At 39.8% G+C, this 23,957-nt stretch carries 25 protein-coding genes; 4 read left to right on the forward strand and 21 right to left on the reverse strand.

Annotated elements, in window-relative coordinates:
• The 3 genes from QM867_RS09960 to QM867_RS09970 all read right to left on the reverse strand — a co-directional run.
• Positions 1–1,119, reverse strand: a 1,119-nt coding sequence (locus QM867_RS09960; RefSeq protein ID WP_414315685.1) for an IS1182 family transposase, incomplete at its 3' end; no start/stop codon positions are given.
• A gap of 122 nt (positions 1,120–1,241) precedes the next feature.
• On the reverse strand, positions 1,242–1,925 hold the full coding sequence (locus QM867_RS09965) for a Bax inhibitor-1 family protein (RefSeq protein ID WP_371559339.1): 684 nt from the start codon (positions 1,923–1,925) through the stop codon (positions 1,242–1,244).
• Between the two features lie 53 nt (positions 1,926–1,978).
• Positions 1,979–2,719 carry a TrmH family RNA methyltransferase gene (locus QM867_RS09970; protein ID WP_414315686.1) on the reverse strand — a complete coding sequence of 247 codons (741 nt, stop codon included), beginning with the start codon at positions 2,717–2,719 and terminating at the stop codon, positions 1,979–1,981.
• 33 nt (positions 2,720–2,752) lie between these two features.
• Here QM867_RS09970 and QM867_RS09975 point away from each other — a divergent pair, with 33 nt between their 5' ends.
• Complete coding sequence (locus QM867_RS09975; RefSeq protein WP_311523064.1) at positions 2,753–3,031, forward strand: acylphosphatase; 279 nt, start codon at positions 2,753–2,755, stop codon at positions 3,029–3,031.
• 77 nt (positions 3,032–3,108) lie between these two features.
• Positions 3,109–4,035: a membrane protein insertase YidC gene (gene yidC, locus QM867_RS09980; RefSeq protein ID WP_045762702.1), complete on the forward strand. Its 927-nt coding sequence runs from the start codon at positions 3,109–3,111 to the stop codon at positions 4,033–4,035.
• An 83-nt stretch (positions 4,036–4,118) separates the two neighbouring features.
• On the opposite strand, the gene pflA is transcribed toward yidC, so the two are convergent.
• The 14 genes from pflA to QM867_RS10050 form a co-directional block, all read right to left on the reverse strand.
• Positions 4,119–4,913, reverse strand: a complete 795-nt coding sequence (gene pflA / locus QM867_RS09985; protein ID WP_001287990.1) for a pyruvate formate-lyase-activating protein — start codon at positions 4,911–4,913, stop codon at positions 4,119–4,121.
• Between the two features lie 133 nt (positions 4,914–5,046).
• On the reverse strand, positions 5,047–6,300 hold the full coding sequence (locus tag QM867_RS09990; protein ID WP_049528287.1) for a diaminopimelate decarboxylase: 1,254 nt from the start codon (positions 6,298–6,300) through the stop codon (positions 5,047–5,049).
• A 72-nt stretch (positions 6,301–6,372) separates the two neighbouring features.
• On the reverse strand, positions 6,373–7,197 hold the full coding sequence (purR, locus tag QM867_RS09995; protein ID WP_049528290.1) for a pur operon repressor: 825 nt from the start codon (positions 7,195–7,197) through the stop codon (positions 6,373–6,375).
• Between the two features lie 102 nt (positions 7,198–7,299).
• A complete protein-coding gene (locus QM867_RS10000; protein WP_000703215.1) occupies positions 7,300–8,241 on the reverse strand; it encodes a 3'-5' exoribonuclease YhaM family protein in 942 nt (313 codons plus the stop codon).
• Positions 8,231–9,487, reverse strand: coding sequence for a DNA recombination protein RmuC (gene rmuC, locus QM867_RS10005; protein ID WP_414315687.1), 1,257 nt, complete (start codon positions 9,485–9,487; stop codon positions 8,231–8,233). Before rmuC ends, QM867_RS10000 begins: the two co-directional genes overlap by 11 nt.
• A gap of 1 nt (position 9,488) precedes the next feature.
• On the reverse strand, positions 9,489–10,151 hold the full coding sequence (locus tag QM867_RS10010) for a thiamine diphosphokinase (RefSeq protein ID WP_414315688.1): 663 nt from the start codon (positions 10,149–10,151) through the stop codon (positions 9,489–9,491).
• Positions 10,114–10,770, reverse strand: coding sequence for a ribulose-phosphate 3-epimerase (gene rpe / locus QM867_RS10015; protein WP_414315689.1), 657 nt, complete (start codon positions 10,768–10,770; stop codon positions 10,114–10,116). Before rpe ends, QM867_RS10010 begins: the two co-directional genes overlap by 38 nt.
• 10 nt (positions 10,771–10,780) lie before the next feature.
• On the reverse strand, positions 10,781–11,659 hold the full coding sequence (gene rsgA, locus QM867_RS10020) for a ribosome small subunit-dependent GTPase A (RefSeq protein WP_414315690.1): 879 nt from the start codon (positions 11,657–11,659) through the stop codon (positions 10,781–10,783).
• 1 nt (position 11,660) lies between these two features.
• Entirely contained in the window at positions 11,661–12,533 is an 873-nt protein-coding gene (rsmA, locus tag QM867_RS10025; RefSeq protein ID WP_414295021.1) for a 16S rRNA (adenine(1518)-N(6)/adenine(1519)-N(6))-dimethyltransferase RsmA, read from the reverse strand.
• Between the two features lie 31 nt (positions 12,534–12,564).
• Positions 12,565–13,992 (reverse strand): SseB family protein, encoded by a 1,428-nt coding sequence (locus QM867_RS10030; RefSeq protein ID WP_414315691.1) that lies wholly within the window; start codon positions 13,990–13,992, stop codon positions 12,565–12,567.
• Between the two features lie 526 nt (positions 13,993–14,518).
• On the reverse strand, positions 14,519–14,998 hold the full coding sequence (locus QM867_RS10035) for a hypothetical protein (RefSeq protein WP_223338769.1): 480 nt from the start codon (positions 14,996–14,998) through the stop codon (positions 14,519–14,521).
• Between the two features lie 319 nt (positions 14,999–15,317).
• A complete protein-coding gene (locus tag QM867_RS10040; protein WP_223340898.1) occupies positions 15,318–16,229 on the reverse strand; it encodes a helix-turn-helix domain-containing protein in 912 nt (303 codons plus the stop codon).
• Between the two features lie 72 nt (positions 16,230–16,301).
• Positions 16,302–16,862: a ribonuclease M5 gene (gene rnmV, locus QM867_RS10045; protein ID WP_223338768.1), complete on the reverse strand. Its 561-nt coding sequence runs from the start codon at positions 16,860–16,862 to the stop codon at positions 16,302–16,304.
• Entirely contained in the window at positions 16,859–17,635 is a 777-nt protein-coding gene (locus QM867_RS10050; protein ID WP_414315692.1) for a TatD family hydrolase, read from the reverse strand. Before QM867_RS10050 ends, rnmV begins: the two co-directional genes overlap by 4 nt.
• Before the next feature lie 154 nt (positions 17,636–17,789).
• On the opposite strand from QM867_RS10050, the gene QM867_RS10055 reads away from it, so the two are divergent.
• Positions 17,790–19,634 (forward strand): APC family permease, encoded by a 1,845-nt coding sequence (locus tag QM867_RS10055; protein ID WP_414315693.1) that lies wholly within the window; start codon positions 17,790–17,792, stop codon positions 19,632–19,634.
• A gap of 249 nt (positions 19,635–19,883) precedes the next feature.
• On the opposite strand, the gene QM867_RS10060 is transcribed toward QM867_RS10055, so the two are convergent.
• The 4 genes from QM867_RS10060 to QM867_RS10075 all read right to left on the reverse strand — a co-directional run bounded on the left by QM867_RS10060 (position 19,884) and on the right by QM867_RS10075 (position 23,597).
• The gene (locus QM867_RS10060) at positions 19,884–21,848 is read right to left on the reverse strand and encodes a peptide ABC transporter substrate-binding protein (protein ID WP_414315694.1); all 1,965 of its coding nucleotides are present in this window, start codon (positions 21,846–21,848) and stop codon (positions 19,884–19,886) included.
• A 141-nt stretch (positions 21,849–21,989) separates the two neighbouring features.
• Positions 21,990–22,124 (reverse strand): 50S ribosomal protein L34, encoded by a 135-nt coding sequence (rpmH, locus tag QM867_RS10065; RefSeq protein WP_000831905.1) that lies wholly within the window; start codon positions 22,122–22,124, stop codon positions 21,990–21,992.
• A 508-nt stretch (positions 22,125–22,632) separates the two neighbouring features.
• Positions 22,633–22,971 carry a Cd(II)/Zn(II)-sensing metalloregulatory transcriptional regulator CadX gene (gene cadX, locus QM867_RS10070; protein ID WP_153225139.1) on the reverse strand — a complete coding sequence of 113 codons (339 nt, stop codon included), beginning with the start codon at positions 22,969–22,971 and terminating at the stop codon, positions 22,633–22,635.
• Positions 22,972–22,982: 11 nt separating this feature from the next.
• Positions 22,983–23,597, reverse strand: coding sequence for a CadD family cadmium resistance transporter (locus tag QM867_RS10075; RefSeq protein ID WP_281335210.1), 615 nt, complete (start codon positions 23,595–23,597; stop codon positions 22,983–22,985).
• A 28-nt stretch (positions 23,598–23,625) separates the two neighbouring features.
• Here QM867_RS10075 and QM867_RS10080 point away from each other — a divergent pair, with 28 nt between their 5' ends.
• Positions 23,626–23,754, forward strand: a complete 129-nt coding sequence (locus QM867_RS10080) for a FanG protein (protein ID WP_281335247.1) — start codon at positions 23,626–23,628, stop codon at positions 23,752–23,754.
• Positions 23,755–23,957: the final 203 nt, after the last annotated feature.

The raw sequence follows: 23,957 nt of genomic DNA on the forward strand, positions 1-23,957 counted from the left end.
TTTCCAGACATGTCTCGTTACTACTTTTTGAAAATTCTTGCTTTGGGTACAAACGGATAATAAAGGACAGGCAACACATACTTTGGGATTACTCTTATACTCACGGTAGCCTTCTCGAGTGGTAGTGTGATAGCTTAATACTTGATTCTCTGGACAAATATAAGAGTCATTACTTGCATCATAAACAAAATTACTAGGTCTTAAGTTCCCCTTTACTCCCTTTGGACGAGTATAAGGGAAGACAGGAATGATATTACGTTCTAATAAATAATGAGCAATAGTTGGGGTTTTGTAGCCTGAATCCGCAATAATATAGCGTGGGGAGAAAGGCTCTAACTTTGAAAATAAGGCAGGGAAAGCCTGACTGTCATGAACATTTCCTGCTTCAACCGTATAAGCTAAGGCCCAACCATGCTTATCACAAGCAACTTGGGCAGAATAGGCAAATACTTCCTTGTGTTCGCCCTTGTGAAACCAACCACACTCGGGATCTGTTGTTGAAATTTTCTTTTCCTTAGCCTCACTTTCTTTTGCGGGCTTTAAGGACTTTTTTGCGTGTTTTTTCCGATCTAAATCAATCTCAACTGCCAATTGTTCACTCATAAATTTAGCTTGTTGCTCTACCATTTCCTTACGATACTTGTGACTATTAGCCGCTGCTTTGATATGGGTACCATCCACAAATATTTCAGAAGGATCAATTAAGCCAGCATACAAAGCTTGATTGAGAACTTGGGAAAAAATCTCAGAAATGAGTTCTTTATCTTGAAAACGACGGCTGTAATTCTTCCCATAGGTAGTAAAATGAGGAACCTTATCATCTAAAGTTAGTCCGAGAAACCAACGATAGGCTACATTTACTTCAATCTCTTTAATGGTTTGGCGCATGGAACGAATGCCATAAAAACACTTGATCAAAGGAATTTTGACTAACATGACGGGATCAAGACTAGGACGACCGTTATTTGGACTATAGGTATCTTCTACCAAGTCATATATAAAGTCAAAATCAACCTTTGAATCAACTTGTCGAAGAAAGTGATCTTTAGGGACCAATTCGTCTATTGTATAGAAACCATATTGCTTACGATTATAATCAGGTTTTTCTTTGTGAAACATAGGGATTACCTCACAACTCTTCTTACCTCTATTATACGACTTTACAAAAAGAAAAGCCCTTAGAAACTTGAGTTCTAAGGACTTTGTCTTCAATCTGAGAGCTCATTTGAGCTCTAAAAATATTAATCGTCACTTCCAAAGATACGCAAGAAGCTAAGAAAAAGGTTGATAAAGTCAAGGTAGAGGCTAAGTGCCAATGAAATTGCCCAACCTGTAGCGACTTGACCATTTGATTCTTCATAAACATAGCGAATCTTTTGGTTATCCCAAGCAATCAAACCTGCAAATACAAGAACCATGACAATACTGATAATGTAGTCGAAGAGGCCACTGTTTAAAAATACATTGACAATCATAGCCAAGATAAGACCTACCAGGGCTGCAATCAAAGCACGCCCGATACCACTCAAGTCCTTTTTAATCACAACTCCGACAATTGCCATGACAAAGAAAAGGGCAGCGCTAGAAATGAAAGCCGTTAGAACCGTTCCTGGTAGATAGAGTGATACGATGAAACTCAGTGAAAAACCGTTCACTACTGAATAGATGAGAAACATCGGAAGAGCTGCTGGGCTATTTTTATAAGCCATATTACTGGCTGCAATGACAAGAGCAACTTCAACCACTCCTGTTACGATTAGCCATATGCGGGCGTTAAACATCAACTGAACAAGAAGGTCTTGAAAGGTTGTTAACATCAAGGCTGAAACAAGTGCAGATAAGGCGATCCCAATCCCTACAAAAGCATAAACTTTTGCATAAAATTGATTCAAACCTGAACGTTCTTGAATAATTGTTTGATTCATATCTTTTTCTCCTTATGAAATCTTTTTACTGATTATAACAAAAATTAAATCATTTAACTCAAATAAAACATGAGTATGCCTGCAGCAATAGCGACATTGAGGCTTTCTGCCTGCCCTTTCATGCTGATGTGGACCAATTGGTCTGCCTGATCTGTCATGAATGGACTAATGCCCTGCCCTTCATTTCCCATAACCAAGGCAAAATCTTCTAACCAATCCAGTTCACGACAATCTTTAGAGTTTTGTGATAAGGTGGTTGCCAGAATTGGTAAACCGCTCTTTTTAGCTTGTTCCACAAACCCTTCGACAGACATGCGATAAATCGGCAAATGGAAATGACTGCCTTGCATGGAGCGAAGCGTTTTGAGGCTATAGATATCTGCTGACTTGCTGGAAACGATGACTCCAGAAAAACCTGCTGCATCTGCCGTCCGAATCATGGTCCCAACATTTCCAGGATCCTGCACATCTTCTAAGAAAAGATATTTCCCCCGACTCAAATCTGGCAACTTCTCCTCTTCCTTTTGAACAATGGCAACAATGCCCTGAGGCGTTTGAGAATCTGCTAAATCGAGCAAGATTTCTTCTGTCACAAGGACAGCCTGAGGATAGTCTACTAATTTTTCACCATACTCTGCGAGAGCAAAAATTTTCTCAATCTTTGCACCTGCCTGAACGGCTTCTTCAAACAGATGCCATCCCTCAATCAGATATGAGGTTTTCCGATATTTTTTTTGATGTAATTTTTTGGCATTTTTCACCACAGAATTGGCTTTAGAGGTTATAATAGTCATAGAAATATTATAACACAATCAAGGAGGTTTGGTATGCAAAAGGTTAAAATGATCGCCCAAGGTCGCGTCCAAGGAGTGGGCTTCCGCTGGGGTGTCTATAGTCTCGCTCTAGAACTAGGTGGCATTACGGGTCGTGTCTGGAATAACGATGACGGAACCGTTGAAATTCTTGCCCAAGCAGAGTCTTCAGCCATCATGGCCAAGTTTATCCAAGAGATTCGAAAAGGCCCTACCCCATTCTCTAAAGTAACCTATCTTGATGTTCAATTGAGTAACTTTCCATCTTATTCAGACTTCAAAGTCGCAAATTAGGTCTCTAGAACTATTGTATATTTTCCAAAAAAACAGTAGAATAGAAAGGTATAATTTTTAAAGAAGGAATAAAAACAGTGAAATCAATTAAACGAATCGCCCTCTCAGTCATGGGAGTGGCTATGCTATTAGTCTTGACAGGTTGTGTCCAGGTTGATAAATCAACAGGACTCCCAACTGGTCCCGTTTGGGATTTCTTGGGTGCTCCAATGGGAGAAGCTATCAAATACTTCGCTAATGATCAAGGTCTCGGTTTCGGTGTTGGGATCATCATCGTAACCATTATCGTCCGCTTGATTATCCTCCCACTTGGTATCTACCAATCATGGAAGGCGACCCTTCACTCTGAGAAGATGAATGCTCTCAAGCACGTCCTTGAACCACATCAGACTCGTCTGAAAGAAGCAACGACACAAGAAGAAAAATTAGAAGCTCAACAAGCTCTCTTTGCTGCTCAAAAAGAGCACGGCATCAGCATGTTTGGCGGCGTGGGATGTTTCCCTATCCTCATTCAAATGCCTTTCTTCTCTGCTATCTACTTTGCTGCCCAACATACTGAAGGAGTTGCCCAAGCAAGCTACCTAGGAATTCCTCTAGGCTCACCTAGTATGATTTTGGTTGCCTTTGCTGGTATCCTTTACTATCTTCAATCACTCCTTTCTTTACATGGAGTTGAGGATGAAACTCAAAGAGAACAAATCAAGAAGATGCTCTATATGAGCCCCCTCATGATTGTCGTGTTCTCTGTCTTCTCACCAGCCAGCGTTACACTTTACTGGGTTGTCGGTGGTTTCATGATGATTCTTCAACAATTTATCATCAACTACATCGTTCGTCCAAAACTTCGTAAAAAAGTACGTGAAGAATTTGCTAAGAACCCACCAAAAGCAAGCAAAACTTCAAGCACTCGTAAAGATGTAACCCCTGAACCAGCAACAGCTATCACAACTTCTAACAAGAAGAAAAACAAAAAACGCAATGCTGGAAAACAACATTCTAGATAAAAAATAAAAGGCTTAGCTTAAATGCTGAGCCTTTTCTATAGTCAAAAAGAGGCCGAGAAAAAATCTCGACCTCTTCTTTCATTTTATCCATGTACACGTTTCATGTAATCTTGATAGCTTTCTGTATCCATCAATTCCTTAGCATTCTTAACACGATCTGCTGTTGGAGGTTTAACTCCTTCAAGTGAATACGGAATCCCAAGCTCACGCCATTTGAACTCACCCATAGTGTGATAAGGCAAGATTTCAAACTTATCAACATTTTTGAGAGTTTTTACAAACTTACCAAGTTCAATCAAATCTTCATCGCGGTCTGTCAATCCAGGTACAAGAACGTGACGAATCCAAACAGGTTTACCGATTTCTGACAAGTACTGAGCACAAGCCAGAATATTTTTATTGGTTTGACTGGTCACAATCTTGTGTTGTGCTTCGTTAATCTCCTTGATATCAAGGAGTACCAAGTCTGTCACGGCCATTAACTTGTTGAATTTTTCTAGATAGCGTGGTTTGTTACGGAATGGAAGGGCACAAGTATCCAAGGTACAGTGGATACCCTTTTCTTTTGCCTTGGTAAAGAGAGCAATCAAGAAATCAATCTGCAAGAGGGCTTCTCCTCCGCTGACTGTGATACCTCCCTTGTCTCCCCAGAAACCACGATAGCGAAGTGCTTCTTCCAAGACATCATCTACTGTTCGTACACGAGATTTATTAGTTTCCATAGCCCAAGTATCAGGGTTATGGCAGTATTGGCAACGCATCTGACAGCCTTGCAAAAAGACAATAAAACGAATTCCAGGGCCATCTACCGCCCCAAAACTCTCTGTCGAATGCACCATTCCTGTCACTTGTCCATAGTCAATTATTTCCTCAGACATATCGTTACCTTCCTTGAAAACGTTTTATAGTCTTTATTATACCATGACTGAAAAGAAAAACCACAGATTTTGCCTATTTTTTAGAAAACAATCTGTTTTTCACTTTCAACTTTCATGATTTTCAAAATATTTATTAATCCTTGTCAAAATCAAACCCATAGAGAGTCGCAAAATAATCCTCTGGTCGCTCTGCTCGGCGGATCAAGCGTGCTCCACCGTCCTCTGTATAGAGAATTTCTGCCGAACGAAGCTTGGCATTGTACTGGTAGCCCATAGAGAAGCCATGCGCACCTGTATCATGAATGACTAACAAATCACCAATTTCTGTTTGAGGTAGTTCACGATTAACTGCAAACTTATCGTTGTTTTCACAAAGAGAGCCAACAACATCAACTACTTCAGTCTGACCATCAGGATGCATCATATTAGTAATATGATGGTAAGCACCGTACATAGCCGGTCTCATAAGATTGACAGCTGACGCATCTACTCCTAGATAAGTACGGTAGGTTTTCTTTTTATGAGTAACTTTTGTGACGAGAATGCCATGAGGTGCCAACATGAAACGTCCTAGTTCTGTAAAAATCTTAACTTGACCAAGGCCTGCTGGTGTCAAAACCTCTTCATAAACCTGACGAACTCCCTCACCAATCAAAGCGATGTCATTAGGTTCTTGATCTGGGCGATAGTTAACCCCGATACCTCCAGAAAGATTGATAAAGTCCAGTGAAATACCTAACTTTTCCTTGATTTCTACCGCTAACTCAAAAAGCTGACGTGCTAATTCTGGATAGTAGAGATGGGTCACTGTATTTGACGCTAGGAAGGAATGAATCCCAAAGGTTTTAGCTCCCTTTTCTTTCAAGATGGCAAAGGCTTCAAAAAGCTGTTCCTTAGTCATCCCGAACTTAGCTTCACCAGGATTATCCATAATGTCCGTGCCCAGTTCAAATACGCCACCAGGATTGTAACGGCAAGAGATGATTTCTGGGATGCCTGCTGCACGTTCCAAATGCTCGATATCTTCAAAGGCATCTAAATTAATCGTCGCACCTAATTCACGAGCATAAGCATACTCTCTATCTGGGGTGTTATTAGATGAAAACATCATATCCGCCCCTGTAAACCCAAGCTTGTGACTCATTAAGAGTTCTACATAACTAGAACAATCCACTCCACATCCTTCTTCTTGCAAAATCTTCAAGATAGCTGGTGTTGGGGTTGCTTTAACTGCGAAGTATTCTTTAAAGCCCTTATTCCAAGAAAAGGCCTTGTTTACTGCGCGTGCTTTCTCACGAATCCCTTTTTCATCGTAAAGATGGAATGGGGTTGGAAACTCCTCAACAATCTTTTCTAAGGCATCACGTTTAATAAATGGTGTTTTCATAGGACTCCTTCATATTCATTATCAAAGAAAGGCTGGGACGAAAGTTCCAACCTTTGTATTTCAAGTCAATTCTTATTTTTCTGTATCGAAGATATTTCCAACTTCAACAGCAATTTGTTGGTTCTTCACATCAATGTTCGTGACTCTCAAGAGTGACTTGTAGTCGAACTGTTGTTCACGGTCTTCCTGTGCATTATCAGCAAAGACAGCTACACCAGCCAACTCTGAATCAAACTCAGACAAGAGGCTAATCATCCCGTTAATGGTTCCTCCACCCTTCAAGAAGTCATCGACGATCAAGACACGACTTCCTGCTTTGAGGCTACGTTTTGAAAGGAACATCTTTTCGATACGGTCACTAGAACCTGAAACATAGTTGACACTAACAGTTGAACCTTCAGTGATTTTCAAGTCGCGACGGACAATGACAAATGGTACGTTGAGGACATTTGCTACCGCATTCGCAAGCGGAACCCCTTTGGTCGCAACAGTCATAACGGCATCAATCTTCTGATCCATAAAGCTCTTAGCAATAATGCGACCGATATTTTTCAAAATAGCTGGAGTGCTCAATAGGTCAGATAAATAAATGTAGCCACCTGGCAGAATGCGGTCACTCTCTGAAAGTTTATCACGAAGCTCTTCGATAATCGTTTTAGACTCAAGGGTAGAGATCGATGGTGTAAAAATAACACCACCACCAGCACCTGTCACCGTTTGAATATGACCGATTTCAATTTCTTCGAAAGCACGTTTAATGATGACGATATCTTCAGAAATAGACGATTTGGCAGATTCATACTTTTCCGCAAAGGTGTTGAGACTGGTTAATTTGTATGGATTGTTAATCAAGTAATTGGAAATGACAACCATCCGATCACTTCTTCTTAATTTCATTATATTTTTACCATTCTTTTTTATTTAGTCTTTTTCTCATTATATCACACTAAAGCAAAAAAACGAACTTTATTGCCTAAATAAAGTTCATTTTTTTAGTTTCTAGTCTAATTTTGGCTTGTAGAAGGAACGATTGTCCATAGCAAAGACTTTATTGGTCATTTCTCCCTCATCAACAAGGGCCAGAGCTGTTGTCATCATCATCATGCTGGCATCCAAATTATCAATCATATGAATAATTTCTGCTTCCATCACTCGAGGACGAACTGGACTACCATACTCAAGGAGACCATGATGACTGAGAATGACATGGCGAAGAAGTACAACTTCTTCTCTGGTATCATCAATGCCAAGCTCCATTACTGCTTTGGTAATTTCGCTATCAATCAGAGCGATATGACCGATAAGGTTTCCTCTTACTGTGTACTCTGTCTGGTCAGGACCTGTCAACTCAATAACCTTGGCCAGGTCATGCAACATAATCCCCGCGTAGAGCAAGCTCTTATTGAGCTGAGGATAAATATCTGCAATTGCTTCTGCTAAACGAACCATAGTAGCTGTATGATAAGCAAGACCTGTTTCAAAGGCATGATGGTTGGTCTTAGCAGCTGGATAGGAGTAGAATTCCTTGTCATACTTAGTGTAGAGATTCCGAACAATTCGCTGCCAAATTGGATTTTCAATTTTAAAAATCATCTGCGCCATATACTCACGAATCTCTTTGGCATCTACTGGAGATTTAACCTTGAAGTCCGCTGGGTCATTTGGTTCGCCAGGTTGTGGTAAGCGAAGGGTGATTTGATTAACCTGAGGCGTATTGTTGTACACTTCACGACGACCTTGCATATGGACTACTTTCCCTGCTGTAAAGGTTTCAACATTGTGGGGTTGAGCATCCCAGAGCTTCCCTTCGATTTCTCCACTATCATCTTGGAAGGTGAAGGCTAGGTAATTTTTCCCAGCACGTGTCTGTCTCAGGTCAGCTGACTTGATCAGGTAAAAGCCTTCAAAAAGCTCATCTTTCTTCATGTGACTAATCTTCATATTCTTCCTCATCTTCTTGGAATTGGAGCAAATCAAGCGCAGGCTCACCTTCTGATAACTCAATGTGACGAAGCGTTCGCTCGATAGCTGTAGTACGACGGTTTAATAAATCATCAATATTGCCAGAGGCATGTTGGAGATGTTTTTGTGCCTTGACCAGAACACCTCCAAACTTGCCAAATTCTGTTTTGACACTAGCTAGGGTTTTACTGATATGGTCAGCACTCTTTTGGATATTGAGAGTTTTGAAGCCAACAGATAGAGAATTGAGTAGGGCTGATAAGGTACTTGGTCCTGCAACGATAATCTGTTCCTCCCGTCTCAAATCATCAAAGAAAATCGGATTGCGAACGATTTCCGAATAGAGACCTTCTGTCGGAACAAACAAGACTCCAAAATTAGTTGTCCGAGGTGGCGCCAGGTACTTACTCTTGATATCCTTGGCAAAACGCTTGACGCTTGCTAGGAGAGACTTACGACAGCGCTCAATCTCGTCCTTGTCACCTGCTTCATAGGCTTCTTCCAGACGGTAATAATCCGCCAGGGGAAACTTAGAATCAATCGGTAGATAAACATATTCCTGGTCACCTTGCCCAGGTAACTTGATGGCGTATTCCACACGTTCACTAGAGTTTTCAACCGTTGCAAATTCTCGTTCATACTGGGCAGGTGTCATGATGTCCTCTATGATTTGTCCCAGTTGTAATTCACCCAGAATTCCTCGTGTCTTGGTTCCAGATAAGACCTTATTAAGCGCACCGACATCTCGCGCAACAGTCTGCATTTCACCTAGGCCACGATTGACAGATTCTAGTTGCTTGGAAACTGTCTCAAAAGAGGCCTGCAAGCGTGTCTGCAAGGTCTTTTCTAGCTTTTCCTCGACCGTTTGGCGCATCTGTTCCAAGCGTTGCTCATTTGACTCCTGCAAGGCCTGTAGTCGTTGGTCAGTCTTATCTCTTGTTTGGAGGAGGTTCTCATTCATTTCCTGCCGAACTTGAGTTAAGCCTTGGTGCAATTCAATCCGCACCTCCTGCAAACGGTCACTAACAGCTACTTCTAAGGCCTTTTGATCTAGTTGGCTAGCTTGTCGAGCTTGTTCAAACCGATAATCCAACTGATCCGAAAGATTGTCAGCTTGGTCTTCCAAACTCTTGGTCAGATATTTTTCCTGCTTGTCCTGCCTTTGCCAAATGAGAAAGAGGCCGGCTAGATTAGCAACTAATAAAACAATAAGTAAACTTTCCATCCTACCTCCTGTCCTTACTATGCAGCACAACCACATAACCATCTGGGCAAGTCACCGAAACTTCCCTATCTATATATTCGTTAGAAGCGTAAACTTTCTTAAAGAAAAAATTCTCCTCTGTCAGTTCATACTTGGCACCGAGTATTGTCAAACGACTATCCCTCACAGGCATAAAGGCCAAATAATCATAGTCCGAACGTGGTTCAAGTCGACTGATTCCTTCTGGGCAATAGCTAATCAAGTTTTGCCCATCCTCAATCTCTATTTGACGCATATAGGGCGCCAATTTAGAATTGCTGGGCAGAAAGACATTAGCCAGCATATGGTCAATGCGACCACCTAGGGCACCAAAAATAGTCACCTGTGCTTGAGGGCTTTTTTCAAAAATCGTTAAAAGCGCTAGTTCCAGATCCGTATCATCTTTTTCTGGCTGGGCTTGGACAAAGTGCTGGGCATTCGCTTGAATCAACTGACGTTCTTCTACAGTCACAGAATCAAAATCCCCAACTGCTAGAGCAAGAGGAAGTTTTTCTTCCAATACCCAGAGCGAGCCTCGATCCACCCCGACATAGCAATCAAAAGCTGTTCGATAGTGACCACGGTCTCCACCAGCAAAAACTGCAACTTTAGTCCAGTTGTTTTCTGAGAGTTTGCACTCGTTCATTGACATCTCCCTTAAAGACATAGGACCCTGCTACAAAAACGGTCGCTCCAGCTTCTTTGGCTTGAGCAATGGTCTGGTCATCAATACCGCCATCGACTTCAATCTCAAAGTTCAAACCTTTTTTCTCACGAAGGGCAGCCAATTCACGTACCTTATCCATGGTTTCTGGCAGAAAGGCTTGCCCACCAAATCCAGGGTTAACTGTCATGACTAATACTTGGTCAACTAAGTGTAGCACATGCTTAATCGCCTCAACAGGTGTACCAGGATTAATGACGACTGAAGGTTTGACACCAAGAGAACGAATTTTTTGAAGGGCCCCATGGATATGAGGTGTTGCTTCTGCATGGATGCTGATGATGTCTGCACCTGCACGCGCAAAATCCTCTAAATGATGTTCGGGATTTGATACCATCAAGTGGCAATCAAAGACCATCTTGCTATGAGGACGAAGACTTTCGACTACACCTGCACCAAAGCTGATCTGAGGTACAAAGTGACCATCCATGATATCGATGTGGGCATATTCTGCCCCAGTTGCTTCTAGGCGTTTAATTTCACGTTCAAAGTTGGCATAATCCGCTGCCAGAATTGACGGAGCAATCTTGTATTGAGACATAGGTTTCTCCTTATTTTGGAATTTTTTTGCTGACTTTTTTATAGGTTTCTCTACGATTTTCAATCTCACTGAGGAATTGCAAATAGTTGTCAAAACGGAAGGTAGCAATGATCCCCTCTTCTACTGCTGGTTTCACTGCGCAAGATGGCTCATGGGTATGAGTACATGTACGGAACTTGCAGTCTCGACTGACACTAGCAATTTCTGGAAAGGCTAGATTAAGGTCTTCTGACGTCGATACTTCATAATCTAGCGATGAAAATCCTGGGGTATCTGCGATTTTACCACCATTGAGATTGTAAAAACTAACAACTCGAGTAGTATGGCGACCGCGACCTAGACTATCAGAGATTTCTCCTGTCTCAAGATTAAGATCCGGTGCGATTTTATTGAGGAGAGTTGACTTCCCAACACCTGTCTGCCCCATAAAGACTGTCACTTTATCTGTCAACAAGGGCAAAAGTTCCTCTTTACTCGTCACAAAGTCGTAACCAATAGCACGATAGGTCTGCTGGTAAAAATCCAGCTCTTCGCGATCCTCTAGTAAGTCCATTTTGGAAATATAGACGATAGGATGAATGCCCTTGTGTTCCAAGAGAACCAAGAAGCGATCCAGCAAGTTGCTATTAAAGTCAGGTTCTTTAACTGACATAATGACAACGGCTTGGTCAATATTGACAATGGGTGGGCGAACCAAACTATTTTTTCGTTCATGAATTTTTAAAACATAACCTTCTGAGTTCTCCTCCGCAGAGAATTCTACCCAATCTCCAACATAGGGTGTATGACCTTTTTTACGAAAATTCCCACGCGCGCGTGTTTGATAAACTTGACCATCACTTTCCACATAGTAGAAACCGGCCAAGGCTTTAATGATTTGTCCCTGCATCTTAGAGTCCTTGTCCTTTAAGTGCGTCTGCTAGACTGGCAAATTCTTCTAAACCAAGAGCTTCACCACGTACAGATGGTGCCAAGCCTGCTTGGTCTAAAGCCTTGGTCAACTTATCCTTAACTTCCTCGGTCTTCCCAAAGTAACCTGTCAAGTTGTTCCACAAGGTTTTACGACGATGAGTAAAACTAGCCTTAGAGACTTTAAAGAAGAAGTTCTCATCTTTTACTGCTACAGCAGGTTCTTGACGGCGTACCATTTTCAGGATAGCTGAGTCCACATTTGGCGCTGGTACAAAGACCGTACGAGGTACGATAAAGGAAACCTTGGCCGTCATATAATACTGAACTGCAATCGACAAGCTACCGTAAGCCTTGGTATTTGGCTTAGCAGATATACGATCTGCCACTTCTTTTTGCATCATGACCACAAACTCACTAAAAGGAATCCCACTTTCAATCAAGTGCATGAGAATAGGGGTTGTGATATAGTAAGGCAAGTTGGCTACTACCTTAATAGGCAGGTCAGGATTTTTAAAATTTTGGATATGCTGCGCTAGGTCAACTTTTAGAATGTCCTCGTTGACTACGGTCACATTGTCAAAATCACGTAAGGTATCCGCTAGAATTGGTACCAAGCGGTGATCAATCTCAAAGGCCATGACTTCAGCTGCACGCTCAGCTAAGAATTCCGTCAAGGCACCTATCCCTGGCCCGATTTCGATAACATTGACTTGATCATCAATCTCAGCCGTATCCACAATTTTTTGAAGGATATTGGTATCGGTCAAGAAATTTTGCCCGAAGGATTTTTTAAAGGTAAAACCGTGACGCTCCAGCACTGCCTTGGTCACGCTATAATCTGCAATTCTCATTTATTCTCTTTTCTATTTATTAAAGCACTCTTTAACCGTTAGCTCTGCCTTCTAGTTTCTCACTGAGCTTTTGCATGTCTTTAAAAGCTGTTAGACTAACATAAGCACCCGCTTCATAGTATTCAGTTGGGTTTATGGCATAGTCAAAGCCTTCAATCACGCCTCCAGCTTCTTCAATCATGCCATTCCACTTTTCATCAAAGACCATTCGTAGACGTTTCCAATCAGTAAATACTGGAACAGAATTTCGTCCATCTTTTCCTTCTCTGGTCGGAATATTAAAGCTTGCATCTTTTTCCAAGACAAAGGAGTTACCTTCTTGCCCATTTTCTGGGAATCCTGATTCCGCATCCAGTGGCAGCAAGAACTTTGCTTTAGGCATAGCCATAGAGAAGAACTTGTAGTAAAGCCCATAAACTAGTTCTTGCTCTTCTGTCGTCGGGCTATCCAATTGTCCCATCAACAACATCCATCTTACTAAATCAGGATTCATGACAGGAACTTGTATTTCTGGTAAATCAGAAAAATCTGGTTTTTGAACCAAGGCTGAGGCACTGATGCTGACTTCCTTGGAATTAAAGATTGCTCCCAAGGCACCATTTAAGTAAAAAGCTGTCCCTAGGAAATTTTCAATCCCTTTTTTATCTTCCGTATTTTCAATCAGTTTGACGACTGAGTTTGGTCGACTATCAATGGTTTCCTTGAATTGGCGATACCAAGATGGTGTCAAAAGCATGATCATGGGATCAGTACACAGATAACCTTCCTCACCTCTATCATAAGTAGTTGAAAAGAGGTAAGGTTCTCCTGTTTTTTCCGAATAAACTGCATAAACTGAATCTGCTGCTAACAACTTGTCCTTGACGATTTCCGCTAGACCTTCCAACTTGCGAGTGTTGGATTGATAGCTTTCTTCACTTTCAGTTTTCTGATTTTGACGGCATTTCCATAAAAAGAGACGTAAAATCTCTACGCTGTCATCAAGGCTAGCTGCCAAATAGTCTTCATTTGTTAACTGACCCTCTTGGATGGCTACAAAAGCACGATACAGAGCATCCGAGTAGCTAGATAATTTTTGTTCTTCCTCAATACCTGAGCTAAAGAGCACACTTCCCTTTTTCAGTTTATCCAAAGAAGGAGTCCTATCAACCACTAGATGGGCAAGAACTTCATCAGTTAGACTATCTGCATCTTTGTTTTGACTGCTAAGTTTTTTAACTTCTACAGTACCAAGACTTTCCATTCCTTGGTCGGGATTGCAAAACTGCAACTGATCCCCAACCTTGAGAGTCCCTTCTAAACTCCCAACAATCAATAATTGATTCGTTTCCTTCATAGGGAGAAAGTCCAAAACTCCCACACATGCATTGTTTTTAGATTCTTCTCTTTCATTCTGTGCTTTAGTTATTTCAGTTGCCTCTGCAGTTTCCGTCTTTTTTAAAAAATCAAAGATTCCCATAACTTTTCCTCATTAACTCCACACAAGGCTAATACCGTGGAGCACTTTTCTAATGCTTGCTATCAAGCCTGATTAAACCGTATATGATTACTTCTATTGTATCATATTCCCTTGGTATTTTGGGGTGAAAATCACACTAAAACACTATCTTCCCTCGTGAAGGAAGATAGTGTTTGGTAATCTTTAAAAGCTGGCTTACTGATTCTCCTGAAACATACATTCAAAAAAATCAGCTTCTTTATGGCTTCGATTTTTTAAAGTTCATTATTTATCACTCGCAAATGGTAAACACGAATTATTCATACTATGCACAAGAACAACTAAATAAGACTGACTACAAAATTCTTTCTTTAAATTATTCGTTTCCTTCTTTATAAAACGGATATGTGACTATTATACCCAAAGTACTAATTATAATTTTAAAAATTGCACCTAAAATATTTAAAGTGTATAGATCAAGTATTCCGTTTATTAAATATAGTAAACAAAAGAAGAATGGGATATATTTTATTAATTTTTTCATAAACTATAGTGCTATTAAGGTCAAGGCTTTAGCTACTGTCCAAGCCATCCAATCTGGCATACCTGCACTCTTACAGGCCTGGTAGATTCCGTCTTCAATCCAACCAGTAAAGTGATCTAGTGTTCCCAGTATCGCATTTAAACCTATATATTGATTTATCCATCTTTTAACATTTGAAGGGACTCTATTATAACCTTTTCGAATAGCTTTAACTGCAGTAGACCACTTCCCTCTGTCCATTTTGGCAGCTTGAATATCCTCTTGTGAAACAGTGTCCTTATCAAACTCTAAGATACGTCCATTATCTACATAGATATGCTTTCCTTCACTATTAATTGCCTTAGAACGTTTTGAAAGTTGAGTTGCTTTATCTGAAACCGAAGATGTAGTAGCAAAAACAGTTGCAGAAGGAAGAGCAACAGTACTTAAGGTTAAAAAACAACTTAAAGCAACTACTGTTTTTGTTATAATTTTGTTTTTCATTTTGTTTTCTCCTCTGATTTTATAGCAAGATTATTGAGTTACTTGCTCCTCTTTCCATTATCAACGTTGATACTATTATATTATCAAATGATATTCTAAAATTATTTGTTTTTATCTAAATTGTTAAAATAACACCCTGAAATGATTTTTTATAATTATTATACTCCATATTTATCACACTACCAATGACATCAATGTCCTTCAAATCTAACCATTTCTTGTCATTTTTAGCTTATATCTAAAAAAACAGCTCTAAAGACGAACTTTAGAACTGTTTTGCGATAACCGTAGTGACATTTTTGTCATTGTCCCACTATTTTTATAAATATTTTTTTAAATCTTCTTGCCATTGTTTTTCCAACATGGTAACTAAATAAGAATTCCCTATTATATCAGCGAATATCTTTGATTTTTGATAGAGCTGTTCGGCAGAGACATAATCTTTCTCTATTATCAGGGATAATTTCCACTCCAACATTAATACTATTGGTTTTTTTTGAAAATCTTGTGTCTTTTCCATTATCTGATTAAGGCTGAATATATAAGTTGATAGCGAATCATAAGACGATAAATTATCCAAGCAAGCTAGACCTGAAAACAAAGTATTACTTAACGCAAAAAGATATTCTGGTGCAATTAATTCTACGTGATTTGTCAAACGAAATAAAAACGAATGAATTCTGTCAATTTCTAAATTCTGATTGTGACCTTGTTTTATCTTTGTAAGCACCGTAGCAAAATACAAATTTATAACCTCTAATTCATTTATCAAAAACAATTCCTTATTATAAATTCTTTTAAAATAGTCGTCCAGCACAGTCTCCCCATATTCCGATCGTCCACTTCGAATAACATCTATCGTTGCTCTAGTAGCATCAAACCATACTTTTTCCTCACTAGGAAGTTGCTCATAAAATAAATTCTCTATCTCTTCCAAGCATGCTTCTTTCTTATCGTATTCCTCTTCTTTACCATAGATTGGTTCACGTAAAATCTGGTATTTCAGCTCCAGGTAACCAGAAGGAAGGGCTGTAAAATCTGGCATAAGGCTATAAGCTGGAACTCCTAAACGGCGTGCAATGTAGTCTAACTTGGGAAGACTTGGTTGTGAAGCGCCACTTTCGATTCGTGATAGTTGACGAACCGTCAGTTCTTGCTCATCTCCACAAAAATCTGGACGGCTAATGCCTTTCCCCACCCGAATCTCTTTAATTTTTTGACCAATTAACATCAGACGCCTCCTCTTCTACCTGCTTCGAAAAAAACTTTGAAAGCAAAGTGATTTTATAGGCTACATTCACACCTACTCATACGATTTCATGGCATCTTCAACTTCAGCTAGACTGATGCCAAATAATTCTAAACGCTTGAGAAGTTGTTTACCATTGGAATAACCGATACGAAGGCTTTCTCCTAAATATTCTCTGCGTTTTCGGCTGTCTGCTCCAGCTAGAAAACCAAGGCGAATCAAGTCACTACGGCTAATATCAAAGTCACTTTCTACTTCAAATTGCTCTGTTACTTGAGCCAGTGCTGTTTTCAAGTCTTCATAACTGGCATGTTCGATTCCTAGGGAACGTCCCTTGGTCTTGGACTTGGGAGCAGCTTCATCACGTTTGAGAAAGGCATGCTGGACTGTTGGGATGGCGGTCATAATCAAGCGCCGGATTCGTTCCCCATTATAATCAGGATCTGTAAAGACAATCACCCCATAACGTTCATGTAGACGTTGGATTCGTTCAAGATCCTGCTCATTGATAGCCGATCCACGAGTCTCATAGGTCTCCACATCAAAATAACGTTTAAGATTGACCGTATCATCGCGTCCTTCAACTACGATGACTTGGGAAATTTTCTCTTTCATGATTTACTTTCCAATCCAAAGATGCCTTCTGCATTGGCACTTGTCGCAGCAGCTAATTCTTCCGTCGTCATGTCACGCAAGTCGGCAATAAAGTCTACTACATAGCGCGTGTAAGCTGTCTTATTTTCACGCCCACGCTTGGGTACTGGGGCTAAATAAGGCGCATCTGTCTCTACCAAAATCTTATCCAAAGGTAACTCTTTGGCTGCTTCCTGAATATCTGTCGCCTTCTTGAAAGTCACCACTCCAGAAAAGGAAATAGTCATACCAAGATCTACAAACTTCTCCGCCCAATCCAAAGAACCTGAAAAGGAGTGCATAATCCCTCCACGAGGTCCGACTCCCTCGCTCTTAATAATCTCATAAGTGTCTTCTAGCGCATCACGGGTGTGAACTACAAAAGGTAAGTCCAGTTCCTTAGATAGCTGAATCTGACGACGGAAAACTTGTTCCTGTACTTCTTTAGAGGCTGTCATCCAGTGGTAGTCCAAACCAATCTCGCCCAAGGCAACAATTTTTGGATGTTTTAGTTTTTCTAACAAGTAAGACTCCACTTCCTCTGTGTATGTCCCTGCTTCCGTTGGATGCCAGCCAATCGTAGCATAGAGTTGGTCATACTTGTCCACTAGTTCAAGAGCACGCTCAATAGTCGGTTTGTCAAAACCAACAATATTCATCCGAGTTACACCCATTTCAGCCGCTAAGGCAAGTTCTTCTTCTTCGCGTCCCAAAAATTCTTCCACATTCAAGTGGGTATGTGTATCAAAAATCATTTATATTCCCTCATTTTTTCTACCTTCTATTATACCAAAAAACTAGTCTCATTCTTATAGGAAAAAATATTTTGAAATCACTCATTTTTTCTTGACGGTATTTTTTCGTAGCAGTATAATAACTCTTGTTGAAATTTTCAGAAAAGGAAAGAAAATGTTTACAAAACTAAAATATACCTTTATTGGTCGTCCCCTTAAGTCCTTAACTGAAGGCGAGGGAGGACTACTTGGAAAAACGCAGGCACTCGCAATGCTATCAAGCGATGCTCTATCATCTATTGCCTACGGGCCTGAACAGGTCATTCTCGTATTGGCTAGTCTTTCTCCGCTTGCTATCTGGTGGAGTCTTCCTATCGGCATTTTTGTCCTCTTACTATTAGCTAGCCTGACCATTTCTTACCGACAAATCATCCATGCCTACCCTCAAGGTGGAGGTGCCTATATGGTTACTCGAGAAAACCTCTCCCCTGAGTTAGGTTTGATTGCTGGGGGAAGTCTGCTTGTTGACTACATGCTAACAGTAGCCGTATCAGTGGCGGCAGGCGCTGACGCTATCACTGCTGCATTTCCTGCCCTCCATCCTTACAACCTCCACATCTCCATTTTTCTAGTATGTTTGCTCATGCTTTTGAATCTGCGAGGCTTGAAGGAATCTGCCAGCTCTCTGATGATCCCTGTCTACCTCTTTATCTTTAGTACGGTCTTCCTCTTATTGTTTGGTATCTTCCAACTATTGACTGGTTCTCTCAGCTATCATGCAACTTCTGCAATTGGTCAAACTGTCCCAAGTCTCTCAATTGTCCTAATTTTAAGAGCCTTCACCAGCGGTTCAGCTTCATTAACTGGAGTTGAAGCCATCTCAAATGCCGTTCCATTTTTCAAGACTCCTAAAGAGAAAAACGCAGCCCAGACGCTTACTATCATGTCTCTGATTCTTGGATTTCTATTTGCAGGAATTACCTTCCTAAACTACTGGATGGGCATTACTCCTCAACACGGAGAAACAATCCTTTCACAGATGGCTAAAGGGATTTTAGGGGATTCTACTCTCGGTCAGATTGTTTATTATCTCTTCCAATTCTCAACAGCCCTAATCCTAGCCGTTGCTGCAAATACTGGTTTTTCTGCCTTTCCGATGTTGGCTTACAATATGGCCAAGAACAAGTACATGCCCCATCTCTTTATGGAGAAGGGAGACCGCCTAGGTTACTCAAATGGTATCTTAACACTAGCCTTTGGCGCTATGATTCTTCTGCTCATTTTTAACGGAAATACAGAACGCTTGATTCCTCTCTATACTATCGGAGTTTTCGTTCCTTTTGCACTTTCTCAAACAGGGATGATTCGCCACTGGAAAAAAGAAAAAGGCTCTCATTTCTTAAAGTCTGCCTTTGCTAACATCCTCGGCGCTATCATTTGTTACGCTATCGTCCTTATTCTACTCCTCTTCAGGCTTGGAGATATCTGGCCATTCTTCCCAATTATCCTGGTCCTAACCTTCCTATTTCTGTCCATCCACAGTCATTACCAAAAAGTGGCCAAACAACTTCGACTCTATGAAGGGATTCAAAAGCAAAGCTACGATGGCAATGTCGTTCTTGTATTAGTGGGAAATGTTACTCGAGTCAGTGTTGGAGCGATTAATTACGCTCAAAGCATCGGAGATGAAGTTTTGGCCATGCATATTTCCACCAAGGAAACCGAAGAAAAAGACCAAGAAATCCTCCAAGAATTTGCCGACTACTTCCCAAATATTACTCTTAAAAACATTAATACCAGCTATCGCGATATTATCACACCTACAGTTCGATATGTTCGAAAAATATCTCAAGAAGCCAAGAAAAAGAACTACACGGTTACAGTTCTTGTACCCCAGTTTATCCCTAACAAACCTTGGCAAAATATCCTCCACAATCAAATGAGCCTTAAATTAAAATATGCTCTCAGATGGCACGAAGATGTCATTATTGCTAGCTATTCATATCATTTGAAAGAATAAAGAAAAGGCATTACCAGAACCAATAAGCTCCTGGTAATGCCTTTTTTCTGAATCTAGTCCCTAAAATTAGACTTATACTCAATGAAAATCAAAGAGCAAACTAGGAAACTAGCCGCAGGCTGCTCAAAGCACTGCTTTGAGGTTGTGGATAGAACTGACGAAGTCAGTAACCATACCTACGGAAAGGCGACGTTGACGCAGTTTGAAGAGATTTTCGAAGAGTATTAAAATTTTATTGATAACCTTCTTCTATCGAACGTGGTTAACCAAATCTTCTTGGGCTTTTTTATTAGACTCAGCTTTTTCTTTTTGCCATTTTTCATAAAGTTCTTGGTACTGTTTAGCTGTCACAGGTTCCTTTTGCAATTCAACATATTTGTAGTTGTCCGCATCTCCTTTGTGCCCAACAAATGAGAAGGCCCCTGTAAACGGAACTGTCTTACGGAAAATAGGATTTGCTCCTGCACTTTGAACTGGTAGGAAGAGAGCACTATCTGTCAACCAAGCTTGAACTTCGGCAAATTTTTCATAACGTGTTTGCGTATTTTCATTCTCACTATCTGCCGCATCCAACAACTTCTTGTAGGTAGCTAGACCGAGTTTTTCCTTGATCTCATTGTCTTTTCCTGGAGTCAAGCCAAGATTTTTCAACTGAGAACCAGAGTCTGGATCCAAAAGGTCAAGATAGGTTTTCGGATCTGAGAAATCTCCACTCCACCCTGAGATATCGATGTCATAATCCTTTTGATCGGCGGTATCCGCAAAGAAGGTAGCATTGTCTTTCTCATCTGGTGACAATTGAATGATATCAATCACAACATTATCTGATCCAAGCGTTGCTTCAACGGTTTGCTTGAAGGAGCTTGCTTGCTGAACATCCAACTTAGCAGTTTGGTCTACCAACATATCCAAGTGGATAGGGAAGGTCACGCCTTCTGCTTGCAAACTTTCTTTAGCCTTGGCAAATTCAGCCTTAGCTTTTTCAGGGTCCAAGAAAGCAGCTTGAGCATCGTTCAGATTGATATTAGACCACTCTGTACCATAGTTGACCATCTTTTCATTGACAGCATCCCCAAAGTTTTTGCCACCGATTTGAACAAAGTTACTTGGTGTGACTGTATTTCGAAGGATTCGATCAGCCCCATCTTCTCCATTTGTCTGGGCAGCATAGGCATGACGGTCAAAGGCAAAGTTAATAGCTTGACGGAAATCTTTATTTTGCATTGCTAGACGTGAGTCCGTCTTTTCTTTATCCGTCTGTTTCATGGTTTGCTTGTAGCTTTGACGATTAACATTGAAGAGATAATAGAAGGTTATAGCATTTTGAGGAGTATAAGTAATCTTGTCCTCGTTCCCTTTTTTCAACTGATCAAACACAGAGCTTGTTGGGAAGATACGACCGTCTGTATAGTTTCCTTCCAAGAAACCTCTAGCCAAACTATCTTGGTCTGAACCATCATAGAAGGAAAGTTTTACTTTATCAATCTTCACATTGTCCTTATCCCAATAATTAGGATTCTTTTCAAACTCAATTAAAGATTTTGATGTGAATGATTTGAACAAGTAAGGTCCATTTGACAGGATACTAGACGGAGTTACACTTCCAAATTCATCCCCCTTAGATTTCAAGAAGGCTTCATTGACTGGACTTAAAATTCCACCTGTAGTCTTAGAATTCCAATAAGACTCCGGCTTGTTTAAGGTATATTGGAGAGTATAGTCATCGACTGCCTTGATACCAACAGTCTCAAAGTCTGATGATTGCCCCTCAATATAGTCCGCCAAACCTTTGATAGAGTCTTGCACCAAGTACAAGTTTTCTGCCTTTTTATCCGCAGCATACTTGAGGCCTGTCACAAAGTCATGAGCTGTTACTTCAGCATATTCTTCTCCTTCAGAGGTATACCACTTAACACCTTGACGGATTTTATAGGTATAGGTCAAACCATCTTTTGATACTGTCCATGATTCAGCCATGGAAGGAACCAGATTGCCATACTTATCATTTTCCAACAAACCATCAATCAAGTTTGTCGTAATGCTAGACGTCGAGCCACGTGTCGAAGTAATGTAGTCTAGTGTATCTGGATTGCTAGCAAATACATAAGAATAGGTTTTATCAGATGCATTTGACTGTGTCGAGCTACAAGCCACCATCAAGAAGCTAGCACTCAAAATTCCAGCCCCTAATAAGAGAGCTTTTGATTTCTTCATAAATATTCTCTATTTATATAGTATATGAAATATTATACACTATTTCAGAAAAAATACAAAGCTTATACAAAATATTTTTAGAGCAAAACAAAAGCCAGTAGACTCGAGTTCCTACTGACTTCATTGTTAAATTTGTTTGGATTATGCAGCCAAAACTTTGCGTCCTTTACGACGACGAGCTGCCAATACGCGACGACCGTTTTTAGTTGACATACGGTTACGGAATCCGTGTTTACGCGCACGACGTAGTTTACTTGGTTGATAAGTACGTTTCACGATGAATACCTCCTCATAGATTTTGTATTCGTTTAGCCGGCTATAAAGTGATCAGTTACTAAACATACTTTACTATTCTATCTGATTCTTTCGCATTTGTCAATAGCTCTAAACAAATGTTTCCAGCTTTTTTGCTGAGGAGATAATTTGAAAATCCTTCCAATTTACTTTCGAAATCTATAAAATATCTAATGTACTAGTAATTTACCCAATTGGTACACTCAAAGTTCCAAGTTTTTCCTCTTGAAACCTTCCGCCTGCCTATTAAATGTAAAAGGTGTTTTCTATATTTTCCTTCTGTCACTTCTTGCATTTAAAAAGCAACAACACCGTAGGATGACGATTCTACCGTCTTTTAATTGGCAATAAACAAGATATTTAGTAATAATCCTTTCTAGTTATCATCGATTAAATCTCATTTTTAAAAAAACTAATATGTGTAGTTATCTAAAACCTCTATCTATTCTTCTTAAACAACACAAAAACGCTCTAGACGTAAAAATAGTTGTTATCCTAGTTGATTAAAAAAATCTCTGATTTCCTCATCTTTTATAAAATAATATATAATTTTCCCCTCTCTTCTAGTGTCCAAGATGTTTTGATTGGCTAGTTTACGAAGATGGTGGGAGGCAGATGCCATACTGAGATCTAGTAAACAGGCTATATCACAGACACAGAGTTCTTCAACAGCAAGGAGATAAAAGATGATATTTATCTGTTTATTATCGGTAAACTTTGATAAAATACGAAGTGATTTTTGGACTTTTTCCTTTTCAAGGTAGTTCGTTGCGGTTGTAACATTTTGTTGATTTATAATATTCACTTGGCATATACTATCTTTTTTCATAATTTTTTCTCCTAGCCGAACACAGTCCTTAGCATGTCAAAGCTGTTGTTTTCAATCAGGATATACATCCCCAATCCTAAATAAACAACGGCAATAAACCATCTGCTATATTTTTCCAAAGTTTCTCCAACAGAAGGGACTTGTGCCAATTTTTGGGCAGAAAAAACCAAGAGATAAATCATGACTAGAAAAGTAAGTAAAGCCACTATCAAATTCGCTAAATTTAAGGTAATAAAATATGGGACAAAAACACCAATATTGTCAGCACCACAACTTGCAAAAGTAATCATAGCGACTAGAAAAATCAGGTTTTTATTATCTTTGCGCAAACCATCTTTTGCAATAGCTTCTCCATCAGAATCTCCTAAAAGCAAAACTTTGAATCCTAGGAAAATTGGAATCAAACCGAGCAAACCTAAAATCTCTTTACTAGGAATATAATTTAAGACAAATGCAAAAAGTAAACTTAGCAATATTAGACTAACAGAGCCTAGAAATTGTCCTAAATAGATGTTAATGATGTCTTTTCTGCTTTTTCTTTTGGCAAAAAATAACATTAGGATAATAAGTAAGTCTACGGCTGTCCCAGAATACAGGATTATTGAAGTAACAACATTTTGAATCATAAAATACCTCATTCAAATATATTTTTGAATATATTTTAACATTAAACTTTATAGATGTCAACTTCAGCTCCATCAAAATATAGATAAGAAGGTAGTGTACCAAACATTAAAAAGCCCTGCCATCGAAATGATAGCAGGGCTTAATTTCAATATCTAAATGATATATTTATCTAAAAAAGGTAGAGATTGAACTGAAATATAGTGAAATTAACAAAAGAAAAAAACGCTTAAAATGTACTGATCCCAAAAAGTTAGACAATTAATTTAAGCAAAGGATTTAGTTCTGTATTGTACAGGACTAAGTCCTTTTCTACCATTTGTCAAGTATATCAAGGTATTTGATGAAAAATAGTTTGATTT

The sequence above is a fragment of the Streptococcus infantis genome (genome assembly GCF_047463635.1).
In the GTDB taxonomy this organism is placed as follows: domain Bacteria; phylum Bacillota; class Bacilli; order Lactobacillales; family Streptococcaceae; genus Streptococcus; species Streptococcus infantis_W.

Bases quoted from the DNA above. Each gene is read 5' to 3' on its own strand.
- QM867_RS09965 (WP_371559339.1), bottom strand. From the start codon at position 1,925: ATGAATCAAACAATTATTCAAGAACGTTCAGGTTTGAATCAATTTTAT.
- QM867_RS09970 (WP_414315686.1), bottom strand. From the start codon at position 2,719: ATGACTATTATAACCTCTAAAGCCAATTCTGTGGTGAAAAATGCCAAA.
- cadX (WP_153225139.1), bottom strand. From the start codon at position 22,971: ATGAAAAAAGATAGTATATGCCAAGTGAATATTATAAATCAACAAAAT.
- QM867_RS10030 (WP_414315691.1), bottom strand. From the start codon at position 13,992: ATGGGAATCTTTGATTTTTTAAAAAAGACGGAAACTGCAGAGGCAACT.
- purR (WP_049528290.1), bottom strand. From the start codon at position 7,197: ATGAAATTAAGAAGAAGTGATCGGATGGTTGTCATTTCCAATTACTTG.
- QM867_RS10060 (WP_414315694.1), bottom strand. From the start codon at position 21,848: ATGAAGAAATCAAAAGCTCTCTTATTAGGGGCTGGAATTTTGAGTGCT.
- QM867_RS10055 (WP_414315693.1), top strand. From the start codon at position 17,790: ATGTTTACAAAACTAAAATATACCTTTATTGGTCGTCCCCTTAAGTCC.
- rpe (WP_414315689.1), bottom strand. From the start codon at position 10,770: ATGTCTCAATACAAGATTGCTCCGTCAATTCTGGCAGCGGATTATGCC.
- QM867_RS09975 (WP_311523064.1), top strand. From the start codon at position 2,753: ATGCAAAAGGTTAAAATGATCGCCCAAGGTCGCGTCCAAGGAGTGGGC.
- rnmV (WP_223338768.1), bottom strand. From the start codon at position 16,862: ATGAAAGAGAAAATTTCCCAAGTCATCGTAGTTGAAGGACGCGATGAT.
- rmuC (WP_414315687.1), bottom strand. From the start codon at position 9,487: ATGGAAAGTTTACTTATTGTTTTATTAGTTGCTAATCTAGCCGGCCTC.
- QM867_RS09990 (WP_049528287.1), bottom strand. From the start codon at position 6,300: ATGAAAACACCATTTATTAAACGTGATGCCTTAGAAAAGATTGTTGAG.
- rsmA (WP_414295021.1), bottom strand. From the start codon at position 12,533: ATGAGAATTGCAGATTATAGCGTGACCAAGGCAGTGCTGGAGCGTCAC.
- rsgA (WP_414315690.1), bottom strand. From the start codon at position 11,659: ATGCAGGGACAAATCATTAAAGCCTTGGCCGGTTTCTACTATGTGGAA.
- QM867_RS10075 (WP_281335210.1), bottom strand. From the start codon at position 23,597: ATGATTCAAAATGTTGTTACTTCAATAATCCTGTATTCTGGGACAGCC.
- QM867_RS10010 (WP_414315688.1), bottom strand. From the start codon at position 10,151: ATGAACGAGTGCAAACTCTCAGAAAACAACTGGACTAAAGTTGCAGTT.
- QM867_RS10035 (WP_223338769.1), bottom strand. From the start codon at position 14,998: ATGAAAAACAAAATTATAACAAAAACAGTAGTTGCTTTAAGTTGTTTT.
- pflA (WP_001287990.1), bottom strand. From the start codon at position 4,913: ATGTCTGAGGAAATAATTGACTATGGACAAGTGACAGGAATGGTGCAT.
- QM867_RS10040 (WP_223340898.1), bottom strand. From the start codon at position 16,229: ATGTTAATTGGTCAAAAAATTAAAGAGATTCGGGTGGGGAAAGGCATT.
- QM867_RS10000 (WP_000703215.1), bottom strand. From the start codon at position 8,241: ATGAAGATTAGTCACATGAAGAAAGATGAGCTTTTTGAAGGCTTTTAC.
- QM867_RS10050 (WP_414315692.1), bottom strand. From the start codon at position 17,635: ATGATTTTTGATACACATACCCACTTGAATGTGGAAGAATTTTTGGGA.